Source organism: Flavobacterium sp. (assembly GCF_036405015.1).
Taxonomy (GTDB): Bacteria; Bacteroidota; Bacteroidia; order Flavobacteriales; family Flavobacteriaceae; genus Flavobacterium.
In genome coordinates, this window is the sequence record NZ_DASWYK010000183.1 from 1 (window position 1) to 22914 (window position 22914).

General features: G+C 32.8%; 22 protein-coding genes. 14 read left to right on the forward strand and 8 right to left on the reverse strand.

Annotated elements, in window-relative coordinates; all coding sequences use genetic code 11:
* Window positions 1–79 precede the first annotated feature (79 nt).
* The 12 genes from VGE71_RS15495 to VGE71_RS15550 all read left to right on the forward strand — a co-directional run bounded on the left by VGE71_RS15495 (window position 80) and on the right by VGE71_RS15550 (window position 11763).
* Entirely contained in the window at window positions 80–460 is a 381-nt protein-coding gene (locus tag VGE71_RS15495) for a RidA family protein (RefSeq protein WP_331139155.1), read from the forward strand.
* A gap of 248 nt (window positions 461–708) precedes the next feature.
* Entirely contained in the window at window positions 709–1965 is a 1257-nt protein-coding gene (locus VGE71_RS15500; RefSeq protein ID WP_331139156.1) for a voltage-gated chloride channel family protein, read from the forward strand.
* A gap of 182 nt (window positions 1966–2147) precedes the next feature.
* Complete coding sequence (locus tag VGE71_RS15505) at window positions 2148–3155, forward strand: bifunctional oligoribonuclease/PAP phosphatase NrnA (protein ID WP_331139157.1); 1008 nt, start codon at window positions 2148–2150, stop codon at window positions 3153–3155.
* 7 nt (window positions 3156–3162) lie between these two features.
* Window positions 3163–3819, forward strand: a complete 657-nt coding sequence (gene gldI / locus VGE71_RS15510) for a gliding motility-associated peptidyl-prolyl isomerase GldI (RefSeq protein WP_331139158.1) — start codon at window positions 3163–3165, stop codon at window positions 3817–3819.
* 15 nt (window positions 3820–3834) lie between these two features.
* Window positions 3835–4911 (forward strand): peptidylprolyl isomerase, encoded by a 1077-nt coding sequence (locus tag VGE71_RS15515; protein ID WP_331139159.1) that lies wholly within the window; start codon window positions 3835–3837, stop codon window positions 4909–4911.
* Window positions 4912–4947: 36 nt separating this feature from the next.
* Window positions 4948–6102 carry a peptidylprolyl isomerase gene (locus VGE71_RS15520; RefSeq protein ID WP_331139160.1) on the forward strand — a complete coding sequence of 385 codons (1155 nt, stop codon included), beginning with the start codon at window positions 4948–4950 and terminating at the stop codon, window positions 6100–6102.
* Window positions 6103–6328: 226 nt separating this feature from the next.
* Complete coding sequence (locus VGE71_RS15525) at window positions 6329–7237, forward strand: EamA family transporter (protein ID WP_331139161.1); 909 nt, start codon at window positions 6329–6331, stop codon at window positions 7235–7237.
* A 77-nt stretch (window positions 7238–7314) separates the two neighbouring features.
* Complete coding sequence (locus tag VGE71_RS15530) at window positions 7315–7671, forward strand: DoxX family protein (RefSeq protein WP_331139162.1); 357 nt, start codon at window positions 7315–7317, stop codon at window positions 7669–7671.
* Window positions 7672–7695: 24 nt separating this feature from the next.
* Window positions 7696–8403 (forward strand): aquaporin Z, encoded by a 708-nt coding sequence (gene aqpZ / locus VGE71_RS15535; protein ID WP_331139163.1) that lies wholly within the window; start codon window positions 7696–7698, stop codon window positions 8401–8403.
* Window positions 8404–8570: 167 nt separating this feature from the next.
* On the forward strand, window positions 8571–9398 hold the full coding sequence (locus VGE71_RS15540; RefSeq protein WP_331139164.1) for a sterol desaturase family protein: 828 nt from the start codon (window positions 8571–8573) through the stop codon (window positions 9396–9398).
* Between the two features lie 121 nt (window positions 9399–9519).
* The gene (locus tag VGE71_RS15545) at window positions 9520–9798 is read left to right on the forward strand and encodes a DUF2805 domain-containing protein (RefSeq protein ID WP_331139165.1); all 279 of its coding nucleotides are present in this window, start codon (window positions 9520–9522) and stop codon (window positions 9796–9798) included.
* Between the two features lie 111 nt (window positions 9799–9909).
* Window positions 9910–11763 (forward strand): peptidase M61, encoded by a 1854-nt coding sequence (locus tag VGE71_RS15550; protein WP_331139166.1) that lies wholly within the window; start codon window positions 9910–9912, stop codon window positions 11761–11763.
* Between the two features lie 68 nt (window positions 11764–11831).
* Here the strand turns inward: VGE71_RS15550 and VGE71_RS15555 are convergent, their stop codons facing one another.
* The 5 genes from VGE71_RS15555 to VGE71_RS15575 form a co-directional block, all read right to left on the reverse strand.
* Window positions 11832–12275: a hypothetical protein gene (locus VGE71_RS15555; protein WP_331139167.1), complete on the reverse strand. Its 444-nt coding sequence runs from the start codon at window positions 12273–12275 to the stop codon at window positions 11832–11834.
* Between the two features lie 73 nt (window positions 12276–12348).
* A complete protein-coding gene (locus VGE71_RS15560; RefSeq protein WP_331139168.1) occupies window positions 12349–12885 on the reverse strand; it encodes a hypothetical protein in 537 nt (178 codons plus the stop codon).
* Between the two features lie 23 nt (window positions 12886–12908).
* Window positions 12909–13265 carry a hypothetical protein gene (locus VGE71_RS15565; RefSeq protein WP_144214736.1) on the reverse strand — a complete coding sequence of 119 codons (357 nt, stop codon included), beginning with the start codon at window positions 13263–13265 and terminating at the stop codon, window positions 12909–12911.
* Between the two features lie 104 nt (window positions 13266–13369).
* On the reverse strand, window positions 13370–14548 hold the full coding sequence (locus VGE71_RS15570) for an AIR synthase related protein (RefSeq protein ID WP_331139169.1): 1179 nt from the start codon (window positions 14546–14548) through the stop codon (window positions 13370–13372).
* Window positions 14549–14988: 440 nt separating this feature from the next.
* The gene (locus tag VGE71_RS15575) at window positions 14989–17178 is read right to left on the reverse strand and encodes a glutamine synthetase III (protein ID WP_331139170.1); all 2190 of its coding nucleotides are present in this window, start codon (window positions 17176–17178) and stop codon (window positions 14989–14991) included.
* 428 nt (window positions 17179–17606) lie between these two features.
* On the opposite strand from VGE71_RS15575, the gene VGE71_RS15580 reads away from it, so the two are divergent.
* Both VGE71_RS15580 and VGE71_RS15585 read left to right on the forward strand, forming a co-directional pair.
* Window positions 17607–18623 (forward strand): glutamine synthetase beta-grasp domain-containing protein, encoded by a 1017-nt coding sequence (locus VGE71_RS15580; protein ID WP_281234583.1) that lies wholly within the window; start codon window positions 17607–17609, stop codon window positions 18621–18623.
* A gap of 294 nt (window positions 18624–18917) precedes the next feature.
* Complete coding sequence (locus VGE71_RS15585) at window positions 18918–19889, forward strand: TerC family protein (RefSeq protein WP_331139171.1); 972 nt, start codon at window positions 18918–18920, stop codon at window positions 19887–19889.
* Between the two features lie 71 nt (window positions 19890–19960).
* Here the strand turns inward: VGE71_RS15585 and VGE71_RS15590 are convergent, their stop codons facing one another.
* The 3 genes from VGE71_RS15590 to VGE71_RS15600 form a co-directional block, all read right to left on the reverse strand.
* A complete protein-coding gene (locus tag VGE71_RS15590) occupies window positions 19961–20470 on the reverse strand; it encodes a hypothetical protein (RefSeq protein ID WP_331139172.1) in 510 nt (169 codons plus the stop codon).
* A 91-nt stretch (window positions 20471–20561) separates the two neighbouring features.
* Window positions 20562–21431 carry an alpha/beta hydrolase gene (locus tag VGE71_RS15595; protein ID WP_331139173.1) on the reverse strand — a complete coding sequence of 290 codons (870 nt, stop codon included), beginning with the start codon at window positions 21429–21431 and terminating at the stop codon, window positions 20562–20564.
* A gap of 273 nt (window positions 21432–21704) precedes the next feature.
* On the reverse strand, window positions 21705–22577 hold the full coding sequence (locus VGE71_RS15600; protein ID WP_331139174.1) for an AraC family transcriptional regulator: 873 nt from the start codon (window positions 22575–22577) through the stop codon (window positions 21705–21707).
* Between the last annotated feature and the right edge of the window lie 337 nt (window positions 22578–22914).

Below are 22914 nucleotides of genomic sequence, written 5' to 3' on the forward strand. Positions count from 1 at the left end.
ATAATTCTTAAATTGCGGCATATTAATTAACCTGAATTTGCTTTTAAAACCGAACAATCAAATTCGCAAAATATAAAAAATGAAAAGAGAAAACATCTTAACCGGATCTCCATGGGAAGATAAAATGGGATACTGCCGTGCGGTAAGAATTGGCAATATCATTGAAGTTTCTGGAACTGTCGCTATTGTTGACGGCGACAAAGTAAAAGCTGACGACGCTTATGCTCAAACTTATAACATTTTGGAGCGAGTTGAAAAAGTTTTAGAAGATCTAAATGTAAGTATGAAAGATGTAATTAGAACCAGAATTTTCACTACAGACGTTTCTACTTTTGAAGAAGTTGCTAGAGCTCACGCTGCATTTTTTAAAGATGTAAAACCAACAACAGGTTTTTATGGCATCAATCAATTGGTTGCTCCAGAATATTTGGTTGAAATTGAATTTACTGCTGTAGTTTAATTTTTCTTAGCTATAAATTTCACTAAAGCACTTTTTAACACATAGAAACATAGTCTTATAAAGCTCAAAAAAACAAACATAGCTATGTGTGAGAAACTAGTTTCTTTTTGATTTCTTTTTATTAGTTTTTAAAATAAATCTATGTTTCTATGTGTTGAAAAATTATGCACACTTTTATTTCTTTGATTAAAAAACTATTAATTCGTGAAAATTAGCGAAATTCGTGGCTATAATTTTTTTCGTTTTAAATGACTTCCCAAAATCCAAAACAATTACTTCTCGATATTCCTAAATGGATTCTTATTTGTGTTTTAATTGGAATACTATCTGGCTCCGCTTCTGCATTTTTTTTAGTTTCTTTAGAATGGGTTACGCAATTCAGAATTGCGCATGACTGGATTATTTGGCTTTTGCCTTTCGGTGGATTTTTGGTTGGATTGAGTTATTACTATTGGGGAGAATCTGTCGTTAAAGGAAACAATCTCCTACTTGAAGAATACGAAAGCCCTAAAAAAGTTATTCCATTTAAAATGGCTCCTTTGGTACTGTTAGGAACTTTACTTACACACTTATTTGGAGGATCTGCTGGTCGTGAAGGAACTGCAGTACAAATGGGTGGCGCAATTGCCGATCAGTTTACAAAGATTTTCAAACTCGATAATTCTGAACGTAAAATTTTAATAATTCTCGGAATCAGTGCTGGTTTTGCTTCTGTATTCGGAACTCCTTTGGCTGGAGCAATTTTTGCTTTAGAGGTTTTATATTTCAGTAAAATTAACTTCAAAAGTATTATCCTTTCCTTTCTTGTAGCTTATGCAGCCTATTTTACTGTAGAATTTTGGGAAATAAAACATACGCATTACAGCATTCCTGTAATTCCAGAATTAAGTTTAAACAACATTATTTTCACCATTATTGTTGGAGTTTTATCAGGATTTGCGGCTTCTTTATTTGCAAGAACCACACATTTCTGGAGTTCGCTTTTTTCAAAGAATATTAAATATCCTCCGCTTCGTCCAGTAATTGGCGGAATTGTTTTAGCCATTGCAATAGCGGGTTTTGGTTTTACTAAATTCTCAGGATTAGGCGTTCCAGTAATTGTTGATTCTTTTTCGAATCCCAATCAATGGTATGATTTTCTGCTTAAAATCTTATTTACAGGATTCACTTTAGGAGCTGGTTTTAAAGGCGGAGAAGTAACTCCGTTATTTTTTGTCGGCGCCACTTTAGGAAGTGCTTTATCACTTGTAATTCCGATGCCCATTGCTCTTTTAGCAGGAATTGGGTTTGTTGCCGTTTTCTCTGGCGCAACCCACACTCCCATCGCCTGCACTATCATGGGAATGGAATTATTTGGAATTGCTCCTGGAATATTTATCGCCATCGGATGTACAATTGCATATTTCTCTTCGGGTTCTATTGGAATTTATAAATCACAAATTGTAAAAGGTGCTAAATATAAATTGTATCAAAAATTTCATAAAAAAGAATTACAAAACTTGTAAAGTGAAATTCCAATAGTGAAATTCCAAATTCCAAAACTGAAGTAAAAATTAAAATAATAAAACTCAAAAACTCAAAGTCAAACTGAACACTGATACTGTGACTGAATACTGCGTCTGCAACTGAACACTGAATACTAAAATTATTTTCAGCATTACATTAAAAAAATGTAAATTCGCACACTATGAAAATACAAGACATTCAAGCGATTCAGTTATTACTCGCAACCCCAAAGAAAATCGTCATCATTCCGCACAGAGGACCAGATGGTGATGCAATGGGTTCTACATTAGGATTATATCATTTTTTAATAAAAAACAATCATCAGGCAACTGTTATTGCTCCAAATGATTTCCCTGATTTTTTAGCTTGGCTTCCAGGATCAGAAACCGTTAAGATTTTTAAAAAAGACATTCAAACCTGTACAACTCTTTTAGAAGAAGCAGAATTAATTTTTACACTTGATTTTAATGCTTTTCATCGTACAGGAGAATTGATGGAACAAGCACTAAAAAAGCTAAATACTACGTTTATAATGATTGATCATCATCAAAAACCCGATGATTATGCAGCTTATACGTATTCTGACACTTCTTATGGATCAACTTGCGAAATGGTATATAACTTTATCAATTTCTTAAACAAAAAAGAAGACATTGATAAAACTATTGCGACTTGTATCTACACAGGAATTTTAACCGATTCAGGTTCATTTCGTTTCCCAGGAACTACAGGAAATACGCATAGAATTATAGCAGAATTAATTGATTTAGGAGTTGAAAACACTCAGATTCCAGTTTTGCTATTTGATAATAGCTCTTTCAGCAGATTGCAGTTATTAGGTCGTGCTTTACAAAACATGAAAATTTTCACAGAGCACAAAACTTCTTACATGACGCTTACACAAGAAGAGCTTGATTCTTTTAATTATGTTAAAGGTGATACAGAAGGAATTGTTAATTATGGCTTAAGTATAAAAGATATTGTTTTTACTGCTATTTTTATCGAAAATAAAGACGAAGGTATCATCAAGATTTCTTTCCGTTCACAAGGAGGTTTCGATGTGAATCAGTTTGCAAGAGACCATTTTAATGGTGGCGGTCATAGCAATGCGGCTGGCGGAAGATCTGAAACTTCGATGGAAGAAACAGTAAAGAAATTTGAAGATTTAGTAACGAAACTAAAATTATAGCCCAATCATGAACTACCAAAAACTTACTATTTACAGCTTACTGTTTGCTGTGTTGCTTATGAGCTGTAAGCATCCTGAGGAAGCCAGAAGACCTATTTCAAGGGCGTCGGGAACATTCATGAAAAAATCTGCAGATCGTAATAAAAAATTAGTTGCTAATGAAGAAGATGTAATCAAAAAAATCATCAAGAGCAATCCGAAAGTAAAGTATTATGCTACTCCAAAAGGATATTGGTTTTATTATGAAGAAAGAAACGAAACCGAAACTGCAGCTCCAAGAAAAGGTGATATTGCTTATTTCAACATGGAAATTAAAGATATAAAAGGTACCACCATTTACTCCGATTCTGATCTTGGACCACAAACCTATTATGTAGACAAACAAGATATCATGATGGGATTGCGTGACGGAATTAAAAGAATGCACAAAAATGAAACCATAACTTTCTTATTTCCATCACATAGTGCGTATGGTTATCATGGAGATAACAAAAAAATTGGTCCGAACGAATCGTTAATTGTAACAGTTACACTTCGAAATTTTGTTCCAGATCCAGCGGCACAAAAAACAGCACCCGCAACACAAACTCCAAAAAGTACAACGCCAAAACCTGCAGCCCCAAAACCTGCAGCAACAGTTAAAAAAGATACATTAACTCAATAAAAACAATATCTTAAAATGAAAAAGATTATTTTATTATTACTAATAGCCGTTAGCTCATTTTATTCTTGTAAAGACGATCATAGCAATCTTCCTGATGGTTTATATGCCGATATCGAAACAAACAAAGGACACATCATTGTTGAATTAGATTATAAAAAAGCACCAATTACTGTAGCCAACTTTGTTACTTTAGCTGAAGGAAAAAACGAATTTGTAACACATGAAAACCTAAAAAAGAAACCTTTCTTTGATGGTTTAAAATTTCATAGAGTTATTGAAGACTTTATGATTCAGACTGGCGATCCGTTAGGAACTGGTTCTGGAGATACAGGTTATAAATTTAAAGATGAATTTTCAGATTTGAAATTTGACAAAGCTGGTGTTTTGGCTATGGCAAATAATGGTCCTGGAACAAATAGTAGTCAATTTTTTATTACACATGTCGAAACTCCATGGTTAGACAATAAACATACTATTTTTGGTCACGTTGTTGACGAAAAAGGACAAGAAGTAGTAAATAAAGTAGTTCAAGGAGATAACATTGTTGCCGTAACAATCATTAGAAATGGTGAAGCGGCTAAGAAATTCGATGCTGTAAAAGTATTTCATGATTACTTTGCTACTATTTCAAAAGAACAAATCAAAGCAGCTGCAGTGCAAAAAGAAAAAGTGGCTTATTATGCTGCTGAAAAAGCAAAAGCAACTAAAACAACAAGCGGTTTACAATATGTAATTACCGAAAAAGCTAATGGTAAAAAACCTGTTGCTGGAACTCAGGTTTATGTTGCCTATGCTGGTTTTCTTGAAGACGGAACTTTATTTGACACAAGCAGTGAAGATGTAGCAAAACAATTTGGAAAATTCGATCAAGCTAGAGCTGAGGCAAAAGCATACCAAGCAATACCATTTACTGCAGGAAGTAAAAGTGGCTTGATTCCTGGTTTTATTGAAGGACTTGAGCAACTATCTTTTGGAGACAAAGCAATTCTTTTTATTCCAAGTCACTTAGCTTATGGAGAAACCGGTGCAGGAGGTGTAATTCCACCTAATGCAAACATTATTTTTGAAGTTCAATTATTGGAAAAACAATAAAAAGACTTAATAATCATAGACTTAAATCTAAAAGTAATGAAGTTTAAATTATTATTTTTATTCTGCTTAGCAGTATTAAATATTCAGGCTCAAACTAAAAAACCGGCTGCAAAACCAGCCGCAAAAGCAAAAGCAAAAACAAGTACAGTTGCTAAAACTGTTGCTAAACCAAATACTACAAATCCGAATGAAGGGATTTTTGCAACAATTTCTACTTCAAAAGGTGACATCGTAGTTTCTTTAGAATACACAAAAGCTCCTGTAACAGTGGCTAACTTTATCACTTTGGCTGAAGGAAAAAATCCTTATGTAAAAGTAGAGCGTCTAAAAGGAAAACCATTTTATGATGGTTTAAAATTCCATAGAGTAATCAACGATTTCATGATTCAGGGTGGAGATCCACAAGGAACTGGTGCAGGAGATCCTGGATACTCTTTTAAAGATGAATTTGTACAAGAGTTAAAATTTGAAAAAGGTGGTGTTTTAGCAATGGCTAATTCTGGTCCTGCAACAAACGGAAGTCAATTCTTTATTACGCACAAAGATACTCCATGGTTAAACGGAAAACATACTATTTTTGGACATGTAGTTTCTGGAATGGACAATGTAAACAAAATTGTTCAGGATGATATTATGACTAAAATTACCATTACTCGTAAAGGCGCTGCAGCGAAAAAATTTGACGCTGTAAAAGTTTTTAGCGATGAAATGAAACAAGGTGAATTAAAAAAAGAAGAAGCTAAAAAAGTTGTTACTGCAAAAGCAGCTTATTTTGCTGCAACAAAAGCCAAAGCAACTGCAACTCCATCTGGTTTAAAATATTTTGTTACTAAAAAAGGAACTGGTGTAAAAGGCGCTGAAGGATCTAATATCTATTTTCACTATGCAGGATATTTTGAAGATGGAAATTTATTTGATAGCAGTATATCTGAAGTAGCAAAAGCTTATGGAAAATACGATGCCAATAGAGATGCACAAGGCGGTTACAAAGCTTTTCCTTTTGCAATTGGTAAAAAAGACGGAATGATTCCAGGTTTTATTGAAGCGCTGAATATGATGACAGATGGCGAAAAAGCTATTTTCTTCATTCCTTCAAATTTAGCTTACGGAGAAAAAGGCGCAGGCGGTGTAATTCCACCAAACTCAACTTTAATTTTCGAAATCGAAACTTATCAAAATGAGCCTAAATAAGTAGAAGACAAAAATGCTATTTTTTTATAAAATTCAAAACCATCGAAATTCATTTTTTGATGGTTTTTTCTTTTTAAAAACATTCTTTACTTTTTAGAAAATTCTTAATTCAGGACTTAAAAATTCAATTTTATTATGATTAAATCAATATTCTCAACATAGTACGATAAAATCACAAACAAAATAACTTACCTTTGCCGGCCTGAATTTTTAAAACAAATAAATTATGACGTCACAAAACAATGTATTAAAAGGTGTTTTTCTAGTAGCTTTAGGAGCAACAACATACGGGATGCTGGCTACTTTTGTAAAAATGGCTTACTCTGAAGGATATACAACTGCTGAAGTTACGACATCACAATTTATTTACGGGATTATCGGGATTCTGTTAATCAACCTTTTTCAGAGAATCAAAAACAAAAATCAAACTCAAAAAGCAACACCAAAAAATATTTTCAGCTTAATGCTTGCCGGAACTTCTTTAGGAATGACCAGCTTATTTTACTATTTGGCTGTAAAATATATTCCTGTTTCTATTGGTATCGTTTTACTAATGCAGACCGTTTGGATGGGTGTTTTACTCGAAATGATTTTAGAGAAAAAACTACCTTCAAAACAAAAAGTTATTGCTGTCTTCATAGTCCTTTTTGGAACCGTTTTAGCAACAAACCTTATCAATAGTGACATCAAATTGGATTGGAGAGGTCTTCTTTGGGGAATATTAGCGGCTGCTTCTTTTACAACAACCATGTTTACTGCAAATCGTGTTGCAACCGAAATTTCGTCGGCACAAAGAAGCCTTTATATGCTTTTAGGTGGTTCAATTATTGTTTTTTCTTTTGCTTTCGCTACTCAAGAAACAGCCTTTAATCTTGAGATTTTCTTAAAATGGGGAATTGTATTATCCTTGTTTGGAACTATAATTCCACCACTTTTAATGACAGCTGGATTCCCTTTAACAGGTATCGGACTTGGAAGTATCGTTTCTGCACTTGAATTACCAGTATCGGTTATGATGGCTTTTGTGTTATTGAACGAAAAAGTAATCTTATCCCAATGGATTGGAATTGTGTTAATTATACTTGCTGTAGTTATTATGAATGTCAATTTCAAATCAAAAAACAATCTAAAATAGAGACTTTCAAAAAAAGCAGATCTGTAATGCAATAATTGTTAATTTTTTTATAAATTCGTGATAAACAATTAGATATCATGATTTTACCCTGGCATTTATATTTAATGGCTTTACTGTATATTCTTGCTGGAATTAATCATTTTAGAAAACCCGGAATGTATATTAAAATCATTCCGCCTGTATTTAAAAACCCCAAATTAATAAATATTTTAAGTGGTGCTGCCGAAATTATTTTAGGCATCCTTCTAACCCTGCCTTTTACAAAAAGTTTTGCCGCCTGGGGAATTATAGCTTTATTAATTGCTGTATTTCCTGCAAACTTGTATATGTTTCAAAATAAAAAAGCAGGTTTTGGTTTACCAAGATGGATTTTATTTGTACGTTTGCACTTACAATTTGTTTTGATTTATTGGGCTTACCAATATATATTCTAACATTAACCATTAAATTATTTTATTATGAAAAAATTATTTGCAGAGTTTTTTGGAACTTACTGGCTTGTTTTTGGAGGTTGTGGAAGTGCCATATTTGCTGCAGGATATCCTGAATTAGGTATCGGATTTGCAGGAGTTGCACTGGCTTTTGGTTTAACTGTTTTAACAATGGCCTATGCTGTTGGTCATATTTCAGGCGGACATTTTAATCCAGCTGTGTCAATTGGTTTATGGGCTGGAGGGAGATTCTCTGCTAAAGATCTTATTCCGTATATTATTGCGCAATGTATTGGTGCTATTGCTGCTGCAGGAACTTTATACACTATTGCCTCAGGAAAAGCAGGTTTTGTAATTGATAGTACTAAAGCGGGAGCCTTTGCATCAAATGGTTTTGGGCCATTTTCTCCAGATGGTTATTCTTTACAAGCATGTTTTATTGCTGAATTTGTTCTTACTTTATTTTTCCTTTTAATAATTCTAGGCGCTACAGATAAATTTGCAAGTACACCTTTCTGTGGAGTAGCTATTGGTCTAGGATTAACACTAATTCACTTAATCAGTATTCCGATTACAAATACGTCAGTAAATCCTGCCAGATCACTATCACAAGCTATTTTTGTTGGTGGAGGGCCATTATCACAAGTCTGGTTGTTTTGGGCCGCTCCTATTCTTGGTGCTTTAGCTGCTGGTTTCCTATATAAAACTCTACTGCAAAATCATGCAGAAGCATAATTAATTCACATCAAAAAATATAAAAAAGGTTTTAGAATTCTAATTTTCTAAGACCTTTTTTACATTAAACCATTTTCAGTTAAAACAATATTCAATCAAAAAATCGACAACTAAAACGATATAGCTTTATGAAATTACTTATTTTTGAATAAAATGATTATCGTATTATGAATGAGATTATTTCCTATTTCAGTACAATTCCATCTTCTCACAGAAGTTTAATTCTTGTTGGCGGAATTACCATTTTCTGGTTGATTGAAAACACGTTTCCTCTATTCCGAATGCAATACAAGAAATGGCCGCATGCTGGAATAAATTTCTTTTTTACTTTCACTACGATTCTAGTCAATTTTATTTTAGCTTTCATTTTAATAAAAACGGCAAGTTGGACGACAGAAAATCATTTTGGTATCTTACAATGGCTTCCTGCAATACCCATCTGGCTTTATGTAATAATCGGTTTATTACTTTTAGATTTAATTGGTGCTTATTTAGCCCATTTTGTACAGCATAAATTTAAATTTCTCTGGCAATTTCACTTAGTACATCATACTGATACATGGATTGATACTACAACTGCCAACAGACATCATCCAGGTGAAAGCGTTATACGGTTTATTTTTACCACTTTAGGTGTCTTAATTGTTGGCTCACCAATGTGGATGGTTTTTCTATATCAGTCCTTATCAGTTGTGGCTTCACAGTTTAATCATGCTAATATTTCGCTTCCCAAAAAACTAGATACCTTCCTAAGTTATTTTATTGTTTCTCCTAATATGCATAAAGTTCATCATCATTACGTATTGCCTTATACAGACAGTAATTATGGAAACATCTTTTCTGTTTGGGACAGACTTTTTGGAACTTTTACTTATTTACCCAAAGAACAGCTTGTTTATGGAGTTGATACTCATATGAAGCCTCAAGAAAACAATGAATTGAAGAATCTGCTAAAAATACCATTTCAAAAATCACGATCTTTCAAAAACAGTTAAAATCAGTAAAAAAAGTAGACTTTACTGAACCAACGTATTATTTTTTTTTTTAATATTGATACAGAAATTGAAAATCAATCTATTAATAATTAACACCCTATTTTGAATTAATTTTCACGAGATGAAAAAGAGTAGCCGCAAAGAATTGACTCAGGAACAAACTGAAAAACTTGTTTCGTTAGCTTTAGAAGAAAGAAATCCATTTGAAATTATAAAAAAAGAATTTGGATTAGCCGAAAAAGAAGTCTTGGACATCATGAAGAAGAAAATGCCTCTTGAAAAATTTGAGATGTGGAAAAAGAAGGCAATTGCAAACAAACCAAAACCAAAACCAGTAAAAATAGATGATTTTGATGAAGATTTGGATGGAAAGTATTATATAAAAAATAAATTCGACTAAGATTTAAAGCTCTTGTTTTCAAGAGCTTTTTTTTATTTTTTAATTTAATGTAATTTTTTAGTAACTTTTCGATACTTTTTGTTACAAATACAATTAACTAAACATAAACAAATGAAGAAAATACTTTACACCTTAGCTCTAGCGGTAACCTTTTGGAGCTGTAAAACAGGTAGCACTGGAGCCGCAAAAAGCAATACGGTAGAAGTGAACATTAATTTAACTGATGTTAAAGATGATAAGGTCTTGGTAACTGTTACTCCACCAGCCATTAAAACAGACGAAATTGTTTACAGTATTCCTAAAACCGTTCCTGGTACTTATTCTACAGATAACTACGGAAAATATTCAGAAGATTTCAAAGCATTTGACGCTAAAGGAAATCCCCTTACGGTAAAAAGAATTGATGATAATTCATGGTCAATTTCTAATGCCAAAACATTAAAAAAAATCACTTATTTAGTAAACGATACTTTCGATACTGAAAAAGGAACAGGATTCGGAAATGACGATGTATTCTCGCCTGCCGGAACCAACATTAATGCGGGTAAAAACTTCATGGTAAATACACATGGTTTTGTAGGTTATTTTCAGGACAAATTAGATATTCCTTATAAAGTTACTATCACACATCCTGAAACACTTTGGGGAGCTACTTCTATGACAGACGAAGATGCAAGTAATACTTCGGACGTTTTTAAAACTTCTCGTTATGCTGTTTTAGTAGAAAATCCGATTATGTATGCTAAACCTGACTACACTACATTTAATGTAAACGGAATGGATATTTTGATTGCTGTTTACTCTCCAACTGGAAAATATACTGCAGAAAGCATTACTCCAGAAATGAAAACGATGATGACGGCACAGAAAAACTTTTTAGGAAAAGTAAATTCTACTAAAAAATACAGTGTTTTAGTGTACTTATCAAGTATGGAAAAAGATGATGCACATGGTTTTGGTGCTTTAGAACATCCAACAGCGACAACAGTGGTTTTACCTGAAACTATGCCTAAAGAAAAATTAGTAGAAACAATGAAAGATGTTGTTTCTCACGAGTTTTTCCACATCGTTACACCATTGACCATTCACTCGAAAGAAATTCAGTTTTTTGATTATAATGCACCGAAAATGTCTGAGCATTTATGGATGTACGAAGGTGTTACCGAATATTTTGCAAATCTTTTCCAAATCAATCAAGGTTTGATTGACGAAGCAGAATTCTACACTCGTATTGCTGATAAAATTGATCAGTCTAAACAATTGAACGATACGATGTCATTTACTGTAATGAGTAAAAATGTATTAGAGCAGCCTTACAAAGATCAGTACTTAAACGTATATCAAAAAGGAGCGTTGATCGGAATGTGCATTGATATCATCATTAGAGAAAAAAGCAATGGTGAAAGAGGTATTTTGGATTTAATGCATAAATTATCTGATGAATACGGTGTTGAAAAACCATTTAACGATGACGAACTTTTTGCAAAAATTACTTCTTTAACTTATCCAGAAGTGGGTGAATTTTTAAACAAATATGTTGCAGGTACAACTCCAATTCCTTACGATTTCTATCTGGCAAAAGTTGGTGTAGCGAAAGCAACTACAAAAAAACCAGGAAATCCTTTTATTAAAGGACAAATGCCATATATCACTATTGATAAAGCAACAAAAGAAATTGCTGTTCGTCCTGAAGTTGAAACAGAATTTTTCAAAAATCTAAACCTAAAAGCTGGTGATAAAATTTTAGCTGTAAACAACAAATCATACAATTTGGATAACATTTATGATTTGATTACAGAAAGTGAAAACTGGAAAGAAAACGATCCAATCACTTTAAAAATTAAACGTGGTGCTAAAGAAGAAACGATTAAAGGAACTGTAAAATTACCATATGAAGAAGCTGAAACTTTTACGGTAACAGATCCTTCAAAAGAGAAACTTAAAAATGCATGGTTAAAAGGATAATTCTTTTAATTCAATAAATAAAAAAAACCGACAATCACTTGTCGGTTTTTTTTATGCTTTTTGCTTAGTTATTTCTTAACTGGAAACTTCCAATCAAATTCATCTTTATCATTGATGATTGCTCCTATTTCGAATTTAACAACTTCATCAAACTCAGTTTGTAAAATAAACCAATTGTCTTCGTTAAAGTAGTTCTCAAAAGTATCAAAAGTTTCCTGATTGTATTTTGTGATTCCTTTTGTTGCTAAATCTTTCTTTACATCAGCAATTTTTCTTCCGATTAATTTGAATCCGAAAACTTCTAGATTACTGCTTGATGCTACAATATATCCTAATTTTAAATCTTCTTCCTGATAAAAAGTCAATCTGATTTTATGTGCATTATAGACAAAAATCACATTATCATCTTCGTCCTTGTAGTTTTTATCAGGTTTTCCTAAAGCAGCTGTTACATCATTCTGCTTCATTCCGAAAAGCAGTTTATCAATTCCTGATTTTAAATTTATTTTCATATTGGATAGTCTTTATTTGAAATGCAAATTTCGTGAAGTTTTTGTTTTTTCGCCACGAATTGCACGAATTTCTCTAATTTTCTTTTTTTAATTTAATTTTTAATAGTGTCTTTATTTGCCTTGAAGTTCCAAGAACAACTCCGATTGCTCCTCCGACATAACTAAATCTATGCATTTCTGAAGCCGCAATCAGATTTTTTATATTGTTAATTTTAAGAGGAAAACAACAATGCTCTTCTAAGTTTGAAAAACCAAAAAAACCATAGCACAACCCTAACAAACCCGTAAACGTAGTTACAGCTAACATTATTAGAATTGCACGACTAATACTTTTAATCATCATTTTTGCACCTGGAAAAAATAAACCTATAAAAGCAAAAAGTAATCCCGCATATAGACCAATCCACCAAACTGCCCATGCTCCTATTATTGAAGCCGTCAATCTTGGTGTCTCTCTGCCATATTCTATAAAGCCGAATCTTTCAAAAAACACTTCCTTAAAAAGTTCATCTGAAATTGTATAAGTGAATTGATTGTGTAAAATGCCAAAAAGTAAAGCAATTACAATACTTAAGAAGATAGTACAAACAAAAACAACTGCCTTTTTCATCTCATATTTATGATAAATGAAACTTACTCATTCATTTCATCATAACGTTCTGGAACTTGCGGATCATAAAGCGGACATTTGAATTCTTCCATGATATCAACTAGTTTGTTCATGGTTTTTCCTTCTGTTCCGTAGCAGTCAATTTTTATACTTTGTGGCGTAGTAATAACCTGGAAAGCGCCTTTCCCTTTTGGATTTTTCCAGCTGTTTTCATCCACTCTTTCCCAATCTGAAAAGACTGAATTGATTCTGTTTACGATTACTTCAACCTGAAGAACAGCCAGACCTTCTACTTCTTCTTTTTCAAGTAAGGCTTCATAAACTTCTTGATTGTTAAGATAGATTTCGTCCAGATATTTCCAAAAAAGTAATTCGTACATAATCGGTGAGTTTTTTTTTAAACCATATAAGTTATATAAGTTCATTTTAGTTTAGCGCGCAACAAACTTAATTTACTTATATAACTTATATGGTTTAAATATTTTTAATATTCGAATGTTCCGTATTCGCTTGTGATAGTCAGCTTTTTAGAATCTGAAGCTTCTACTCTACCTACGATTTGAGCATCAACATTGAATGATTTTGAAATTTCAATAATATCCTGAGCAATATTTTCAGGAACATAAAGCTCCATCCTATGACCACAGTTGAATACCTGATACATTTCTTTCCAGTCTGTTTTGGATTGTTCTTGAATTAATTTGAACAATGGCGGTACTGGAAATAAATTGTCTTTTATAACGTGTAAATCTTTTACGAAATGCAAAATTTTAGTTTGTGCACCACCACTACAGTGTACCATTCCGTGAATTTCTTCTGGAGTATATTTATCTAAAATTTTCTTGATAATTGGCGCGTAAGTTCTGGTTGGAGAAAGTACTAATTGTCCAGCATTGATTGGACTATTTTCAACTTCATCAGTAAGATTAACTTGTCCAGAATAAATCAATTCTTCTGGAACCGCAGCATCATAACTTTCAGGGTATTTCTTAGCCAAGTATTTTCCAAAAACATCATGACGTGCCGACGTTAATCCGTTACTTCCCATTCCACCATTATAGCTTTTCTCATAAGTTGCTTGTCCGAAAGAAGCCAAACCTACTATTACGTCACCTGCTTTGATGTTTGCATTATCTACAACATCAGAACGTTTCATACGAGCTGTTACTGTAGAATCTACTATAATAGTACGAACTACGTCTCCAACGTCTGCTGTTTCTCCACCTGTTGAATGAATGGTTACACCAAACGATTTTAATTCGTTGATTAATTCTTCTGTTCCGTTGATGATTGCAGAAATAACTTCAGCTGGAATTAAGTTTTTATTTCTTCCAATTGTTGAAGAAAGCAAAATATTATCGGTTGCACCAACACATAATAAATCGTCAATATTCATGATTAAGGCATCCTGAGCAATTCCTTTCCAAACTGAAAGATCTCCGGTTTCTTTCCAATACATATAAGCCAAAGAAGATTTTGTTCCCGCTCCGTCTGCGTGCATAATAAGGCAATACTCTTCATCTTGAGTTAAATAATCTGGAACAATTTTACAGAAAGCCTGCGGAAATAAACCTTTATCAATATTTTTTATGGCGTTGTGTACGTCTTCTTTTGATGCCGAAACACCTCTTTGTGCGTACCTTTTGCTAGAATCTGAACTCATGAAAATTAGTTTGTGTTGATGTGGTGCAAAGATAATCCCTTTTTTTAATTCTTTGATTGATTCTTATATCTGTTTCAAAAAAAAATCGGCCGAATGGTTTCTTCTGCCGATTTCCCTAAATAAAATTGGTTATGAAGCTTTTGGCTTGCTATTTTTAAAATTTCAAAAGAAGACTAATATCGTTTTGAAACAATTGATCTTATACACAAAATCATAGTCAAAATTAGAAAACTAATCGAAACCTTATTCAATTAGAAACATTTAATTTTCAACAACTTATCACCTTCTCGACAAACTGTAGGACTATCCCGATGAACTTCAAAACACTTAAAAACAAAAGAAAGAAATTACTTTCTTTTTTGTAATTTTCTATTTATAAAAAAGACAAAAAAGCCTGTCTTTTTTTAGAGACAGGCTTCAAATAAAGCTTTAATTTGAGATTATTTTGTAAATAATAACTCTCTGTATTTTGTTAAGGTCCAGCTTTCGTCATCCACTAACAATTCTAATTTATCACAGTGATTACGAATTTCATCGAAATAAGGTTTCACGTTATTGCAATACGCTTCTGCCATTTTTTGAGCATCTGTTAACTGATTGGCTTTCTTTCTTTCGTTAGTCATTGCCAATACTTTAGAATTAATTCCTTCAATATGACCTGAAATTTCTTTAATCAAAACAATTTGTTCTCTTGCAATAGTTTCAAATTCTTTTCCGAAAATTTCTTTTAAACCTTTCACATTTTCAATTAACGTATTTTGGTAACGAATTGCAGTTGGAATCACATGATTTCTGGCGATATCTCCTAAAACTCTTCCTTCAATCTGAATTTTTTTAGTGTATTCTTCCAATTCAATTTCGTAACGAGCTTCGGCTTCAACGTGGTTAAAGATTCCTAGTTCTTCAAATAAATCCAAAGCTTTTTTAGAAACTTTTGCTTTAATTGCTTCTGGAGTTGTTTTAAAATTGCTCAAACCTCTTTTAGCAGCTTCCTTTTCCCATGCTTCGCTATAACCGTCACCTTCAAAAAGAATCTTTTTAGATTGTTTGATGTATTCTCTTAAAACATTAAAGATAGCGTCATCTTTTTTCATGTCTTTTGAGTCAATCAGCTTTTCTACTTCATTTTTAAAGTCAATTAATTGTTTTGCTACAATCGCATTCAAAGTAGTCATAGCATTTGAACAGTTTGAATTTGAACCAACAGCTCTAAACTCAAATTTATTTCCTGTAAAAGCGAAAGGCGAAGTTCTGTTTCTGTCTGTATTGTCTAATAATACGTCTGGAATTTTACCAACAACATTTAATTTTAAATCTGTTTTTTCTTCTGGAGAAAGTTTTCCTGTTGTAACACTTTCCAACTCAGACAAAACTTTTGTCAACTGTGCTCCAATAAATACCGACATAATTGCTGGCGGCGCTTCATTTGCTCCTAACCTGTGGTCGTTACTTGCAGTTGCAATAGAAGCTCTTAATAAAGTTTCGTTATCGTTTACCGCTTTGATGGTATTAATAAAGAAAGTCAAAAACTGCAAATTGCTCATTGGCGTTTTGCTCGGACTTAATAAGTTAACTCCAGTATCTGTTGCCAATGACCAGTTATTGTGTTTTCCAGAACCGTTTACTCCTTTAAATGGTTTTTCGTGAAATAATACTTTAAAGTCATGACGTTCTGCTACTCTTTGCATCACATCCATTAATAAAGAGTTGTGATCTACCGCTAAATTCGTTTCCTCAAAAATCGGAGCTAACTCAAACTGATTTGGCGCCACCTCATTATGACGTGTTTTTACCGGAATCCCTAATAACATACATTCCTGCTCTAAATCTCTCATATAAGTAAGAGCGCGAGTTGGAATAGATCCAAAATAATGATCGTCTAACTGTTGTCCTTTTGCAGAAGTATGTCCTAATAAAGTTCTTCCCGTCATCATTAAGTCGGGACGAGAATTTGCCAAAGCTTTATCAATCAGGAAGTATTCTTGCTCCCATCCTAAAGTTGCTGTTACCTTTTTTACGTTTTTGTCAAAATATTTACAAACTTCTGTTGCAGCTTCATCAATTGCAGATAATGCTCTTAACAAAGGAATTTTATTATCTAAAGCTTCACCTGTATAGGCAATAAAAACTGTCGGAATACATAAAGTTGTACCATATATAAAGGCCGGAGAAGTTGGATCCCAAGCAGTATAACCTCTTGCCTCAAAAGTATTTCTGATTCCACCATTTGGAAAACTTGATGCATCTGGTTCTTGTTGTACCAATTGTGCTCCACCAAATTTCTCTACAGATTCATTTCCGTCATACGAAGTTTCAAAAAAAGCATCATGTTTTTCTGCTGTTGTTCCTGTAAGAGGCTGAAACCAGTGTGTATAATGTGTTACACCTTTAGAAAGCGCCCATTCTTTCATTCCCATAGCAATATAATCTGCCAGTTTTCTGTCGATTTTAGTTCCGTGCTGAATGGCATCTCTCACTCCTTTAAAGGCATCTGAAGTCAAATACTGCTTCATCGCTTTTTCGTTAAACACATTTGATCCGAAAAGATTTGATTTTCGACCAATTTCTTCAAAATGCACCGGCTTTCTGTTAGAAGCTTGTTGTAAAGCTTGAAAACGTAATGTTGACATGGTTATGTATATTTTAAATTCGTACTAATTTTCACTAAAAAATGATCGACAAATATAAACAATTAAAATGCCTGTTTGGAATATAAATTTTAGATTTTTGAAATAGAATTTCTCAACATAAAAAGCTTTTTTCGAAGAATAATGAATTCAATTCGCAGAAATATAACAAAACTGTACGGTAATATTGATTAAATAAACATTTTTTCATAATTCCTTAACCTAGAAACTCAAAAAAGAGCCTTAATTATTACGAATTTATTTTTTTAAGGTTAATAAAATTGCTTTTTTTAAAATATACCCCTCCCAAAATTGCGCTTATCCAAAAAATTATAGTTCACCAAACAAAATAGCCCCCTAATTTTTAGGACTAAAAAAATAAATCTATATTTGACCCAGCGAAAAAACAAAAAAAATAAATTTATATTATTATGGCTAAAATTAAGTTAGAGTACATTTGGTTAGACGGATATGAACCAACTCAAAATCTTAGAAGTAAAACTAAAGTTGAAGAACACGAAAACTTCAAAGGAACATTAGAAGAACTTGGAAACTGGTCATTTGATGGTTCGTCAACAAGACAAGCTGAAGGTGGATCTTCTGACTGTTTATTAGTTCCTGTTGCAATCTATCCAGATCCAACTCGTATCAACGGATGGTTAGTAATGTGCGAAGTTATGTATGCTGACGGAACACCACACCCTTCTAACGGTAGAGCCACAATTGATGATGATAATGATGATTTTTGGTTTGGTTTCGAACAAGAGTATTTCATCATGGATACTAAAACACAACTCCCACTTGGTTTCCCAGTTGGAGGATACCCTGCTCCACAAGGGATGTACTACTGTTCAGTAGGTGGAAAAAACACTCACGGTAGAAAATTAGTTGAAGAGCATGCTGATTTATGTATCGCTGCTGGAATCAACTTTGAAGGAATCAACCAAGAGGTTGCTTGCGGACAATGGGAGTTCCAATTATTCGCTAAAGGAGCTAAAAAAGCTGGAGATGAAATCTGGGTTGCTCGTTACTTATTAGATCGTTTGACTGAGAAATATGGTTACTATATTGAATACCACCCAAAACCTCTAGGAGATACAGACTGGAATGGTTCTGGAATGCACGCTAACTTCTCTAACACAGTTCTTAGAACATGTGGTTCTCAAGAAACTTATGAGAAAATCTGTGAAGCTTTCCGTCCTGTTACTAAAGAGCACATCGAGGTTTACGGAGCTTACAACGATCAACGTTTAACTGGTAAACACGAAACTGCTTCTATCAACGATTTCTCTTATGGAGTTTCAGACAGAGGATGTTCTATCAGAATTCCTTTAATGACTGTTCAAAAAGGATGGAAAGGTTGGTTGGAAGACAGAAGACCAGCTTCAAACGGAGACCCTTACAAAATTGCTGCAAGAATTATCAAAACTGTTAACTCAGCGCTATAATTCAAAGCTTACATTATATTCTAAAAAGTGCCAACATTTATTTGTTGGCACTTTTTTTTGCATTCAACATCTTTTGACACTTTGTCAAAGTTTAAAACTTTGACAAAGTTCTCAAGCAAGCTCGCAATTCATGTTTTTCAACATCAAACTCGACACTTCAAAAACCAACAAACCTTATAACTTTATAACACTTAGCATTTTACAAATAACAAATATTACTTAATTTTAGGACTAAATTTAATTTTTAAGTTAAACTTCAAAACTTATCTTTGTATACCATTAAAAAAAAACATTATGATAGTCTGGTCCCTCTTTTTACTTGCTGTAATTTTCATTCTTGCTTTAGACCTTGGTGTCTTCAATAAAACACCACATATTATTAGTACTAAAGAAGCCAGCAAATGGACTTTGGTTTGGGTTACTTTATCATTCCTTTTTTCAGGAGTTATTTATTGGCTTTATACCACAGATTATATTGCAAATCCCGACAATCTAAAACCTACTGTCGCAGCAATGAAGTTCATAACAGGATATTTAATCGAACTTTCTTTAAGCGTAGATAATATTTTTGTGATTGCAATTATTTTTGCTTCCTTTAAAATTCCGCAAAAATACCAGCATCGCGTTTTATTCTGGGGAATTCTAGGTGCTATTGTTTTCCGTGGTTTGATGATTTTCTTTGGAGTAATGTTAATTAGTAAGTTTACCTGGACCACTTATGTCTTTGGAATTTTCCTGATTTTTACCGCTATAAAAATGTTGTTTTCTGGCGAAGACGAAGACTTTCATCCAAAAGATTCTTTTGTATACAAGACACTAGGAAAAGTTATTCCGATTACTTCAGAAATGGATGGCGAAAAATTCTTTATCTCAACCAACACTGCAAAAAAAGCTGCAACACCATTATTTGTTGCCCTGATTGTAATTGAAGTTATGGATGTGCTTTTTGCTGTAGACAGTGTTCCAGCAATTTTAGCCATTACAAAAGACCCATTTTTAGTATTTAGCTCTAATATTTTTGCCATTTTAGGATTGCGTTCTATGTATTTCTTCTTAGCAAATATGTTAGCAAAATTCAGTTATTTAGAATACAGTTTAGTAGCCATTTTAGCTTTTGTGGGATTAAAAATGTTACTACACGATTATATTGAAGTTCCAGAATGGGCTTCTTTAGGATTTATTGCTTTATCTCTTTTAGTTGGAGTTTTGGTTTCTCTAAAATTTGGACCAGAAAAAGTATTAAACGATTCATCAAGTGAAGAATAATTGTTTTTAAAATATATCATAAAAAAAGGAAATCTTGAGATTTCCTTTTTTTTATACTATAAAACCAAAAATTAAATTTTAACCTTCTGCACTTGACTTTCAGTTAATTTAGCTGCTTTCATCACCTCTAAATAATTATTTTTATTTACCGAAGCTGCAAAATTAGCAGGAACAACGACAATTCTAAAAATTTGTTGAGTTCGGTATTCCGCAGGAATAGTTGCCTGGTCATTTCCATCTAAATAGATATTTACATAATTCTGTGTAAAAACGTATTTTAATGAAAAATCTCTTGACCCATTGTCAAAATAATAAGTCTCAGGTAATGCTTGCCATACTGGTCTACCTCCCTCATCTGTTCCATCAAAACGGTACACCAACACTACATCTGAATCATAAATCCCCTCAGGAAAAGTAAATCTAACTGCATAACCATTATTATTTGTAAAATTATAATAGTTTGGTGCTACATTTTCATAAACTGTCCCAATTGTATCATAGTCAACATTATTATCATCGTTCGAACAACTCGAAAACGCCATCATTCCAACAACAGCGAATAGTGTAAGTATCTTTTTCATAATTTTTATTTTTTTAAGGATTATACTATAAAGGTATTCCAAAAATTAAACCAAAAAAAGTAATTCGGTTAATTTTAGAACTAAACAGCCTTTATTTTTTCGCAATTACTTGATTTTTAAGCAATATTTTACTGAAGAACAAAACATGATAAGGCAATGAATTTTCCCAATAATCCCAAGTATGCGCTCCTGGACGTTCTGTATAATCGTGATCTGTTTTATTATAAACCAATCTTCTGTGTAATTCTCTGTTGGGTTCAATTAAAAAATCATCAACACCACAGTCAATCACCAAAGGAAGTTTGTTTGCTTTGATTTTATCGGCCATTCTTAAAACAGAATTTTGTTCGTACAATTCTGTATTACCGCTTTTATCTCCGAAAACGGGTTGCATTAATTTTACAATCTGAGCCGATGAATCTCTGTTTAACATTGTACTCATATCTACTGCTCCACTCATACTTCCTGCTGCACAAAACAAATCAGGATGTTTGGCCGACAAATACAACGCACCATGTCCACCCATTGAAAGACCTGTAATTACTCTTCCGTTTCTATTGGCAATTGTCTTATACGTTTTATCTACTTTCTGAATCACTTCCTGCGTAATAAAAGTCTCAAACTGACTTTCTTTATTTACGGGGCTGTCCAGATAAAAACTAAATGTTTCTCCTTCAGGCATTACAATAATCATATTGTATTGATCTGCCAGATTATGAACCAGTTTTTTGTTGGGAGTATTTTTAAGCCAGTCGCTAAAGTGCCCATAAGCTCCGTGCAATAAATACATTACCGGAAAAGCAGTTTTACTTTTAGCATAAGAAGTAGGCAAAACTACGGCCGCTTTATAGGTTTTCCCCATTGCGGTGCTGGCGACTTGTAAAGTATCTACTTTTGCTGCGTATGTCAAGGTGGTCAGACATAGCAAAAATGCAGACAATAACATTTTAATTTTCTTCATTTTGATATATTTTTTCTGATTAGGGTTTGTAAATATACCTTTTTTCAGAATAGTATATATGAAAAATCCGACTGAGTCTTAGTAGTAAAAAAAGATAGCCACGAATTCACGAATTTTATTTTACAGCATTCTCATATAGCACGATCCTATAAATTTCACCAATTAATTTGATAGCTCCCCAATTCGTGAAATAAAAATTAAATAGCCACGAATTCACGAATTAATATTAAAAAAATTCGTGAATTCGTGGCTAAAAAAAAACTTAGCTAAAAACTAGCTAATTATAATCTTATGCTCGTGACGGTATTGCGAAGCGCTTTTACCAGTATATTGTTTAAACGATTTACTAAAGTGACTGAAATTATTGAATCCGCTTTCGTAACAAACTTCATTAATACTCATTGGCTGTTCTGCCAAAAGTTTTGAAGCATGTACCAAACGATACTCATTTACAAATTCAGTAAATGTTTTGTTGGAAATCTTTTTGAAATAACGACAGAATGAAGGCGTTGTCATACTTACCAAACTCGAAACTTCGTCTATTGAAATCGATTCTTGGAAATGATCTTTCACAAAATTAAAAACCACATTGATACGATCATTATCCTGAGTCTGTAATTCTAACGAAAATCCGTCTGCATTTAATACAGTACATTCCTCAACCGATTCCAACTCGTCTAAAACACTCAAAAGTGTCATTAGTTTCTGAAATGGCGGTTCATTTTCCATCATTTCAATTTTCTTTCCTATTCTTTTTTTTGCTTCACCACCAAAAGCGATTCCGCCTTTAGCCTGATTTAAAATATTCTGAACCCTTTTCATTTCAGGAGCAGCAAGAAAATCGCTTCCTAAAAATTCAGGTTTAATATGAATTACGGTTTCGTTTGTATTTCCCGTATTTTCATTTGTAAATCCGCAATGGGGTAAATTGGCTCCTATCAAAAGTAAACTACCATTGGTATAATAAGAAACATGGCTTCCTATTTGTCTTTTTCCTGCCCCGCCATTTATATACACCAACTCAATCTCTGGATGATAATGCCATAAATGAGCTTTACTATTGGTCTTTTCGGCGTGTTTAGTGTAGGTAAAAGAACTTCCGTATGAGTTAGTTATCACTTCAAGAGCTGGGGCAATTGTCTTCATGATAATTCTTTTAAAAAATAATAGCAAAATTAACAAAAACACCTAAAATAATTTAAATTTTAACCTATAACGGTTTCGTAAATGCGAATTTTACATTAAAATAACGTTCTTAACACTGCGAATTATACATCAAAAACGACTTTTTTTTCAGGTCTCATTTTTTTTCTCGACATTTTTTTCAATAATCTTATTTAAAACCCGAATTAATACCAATATGGCAAATTTTGTAAGAAAGATGGAAATTTTATGAAGTATTGAATTATTGCAAAACTTTGAAGAATAACAATCAAATTAACAAAAACATAAGATTTAAATCAAATTTTAACCTATAACGGTT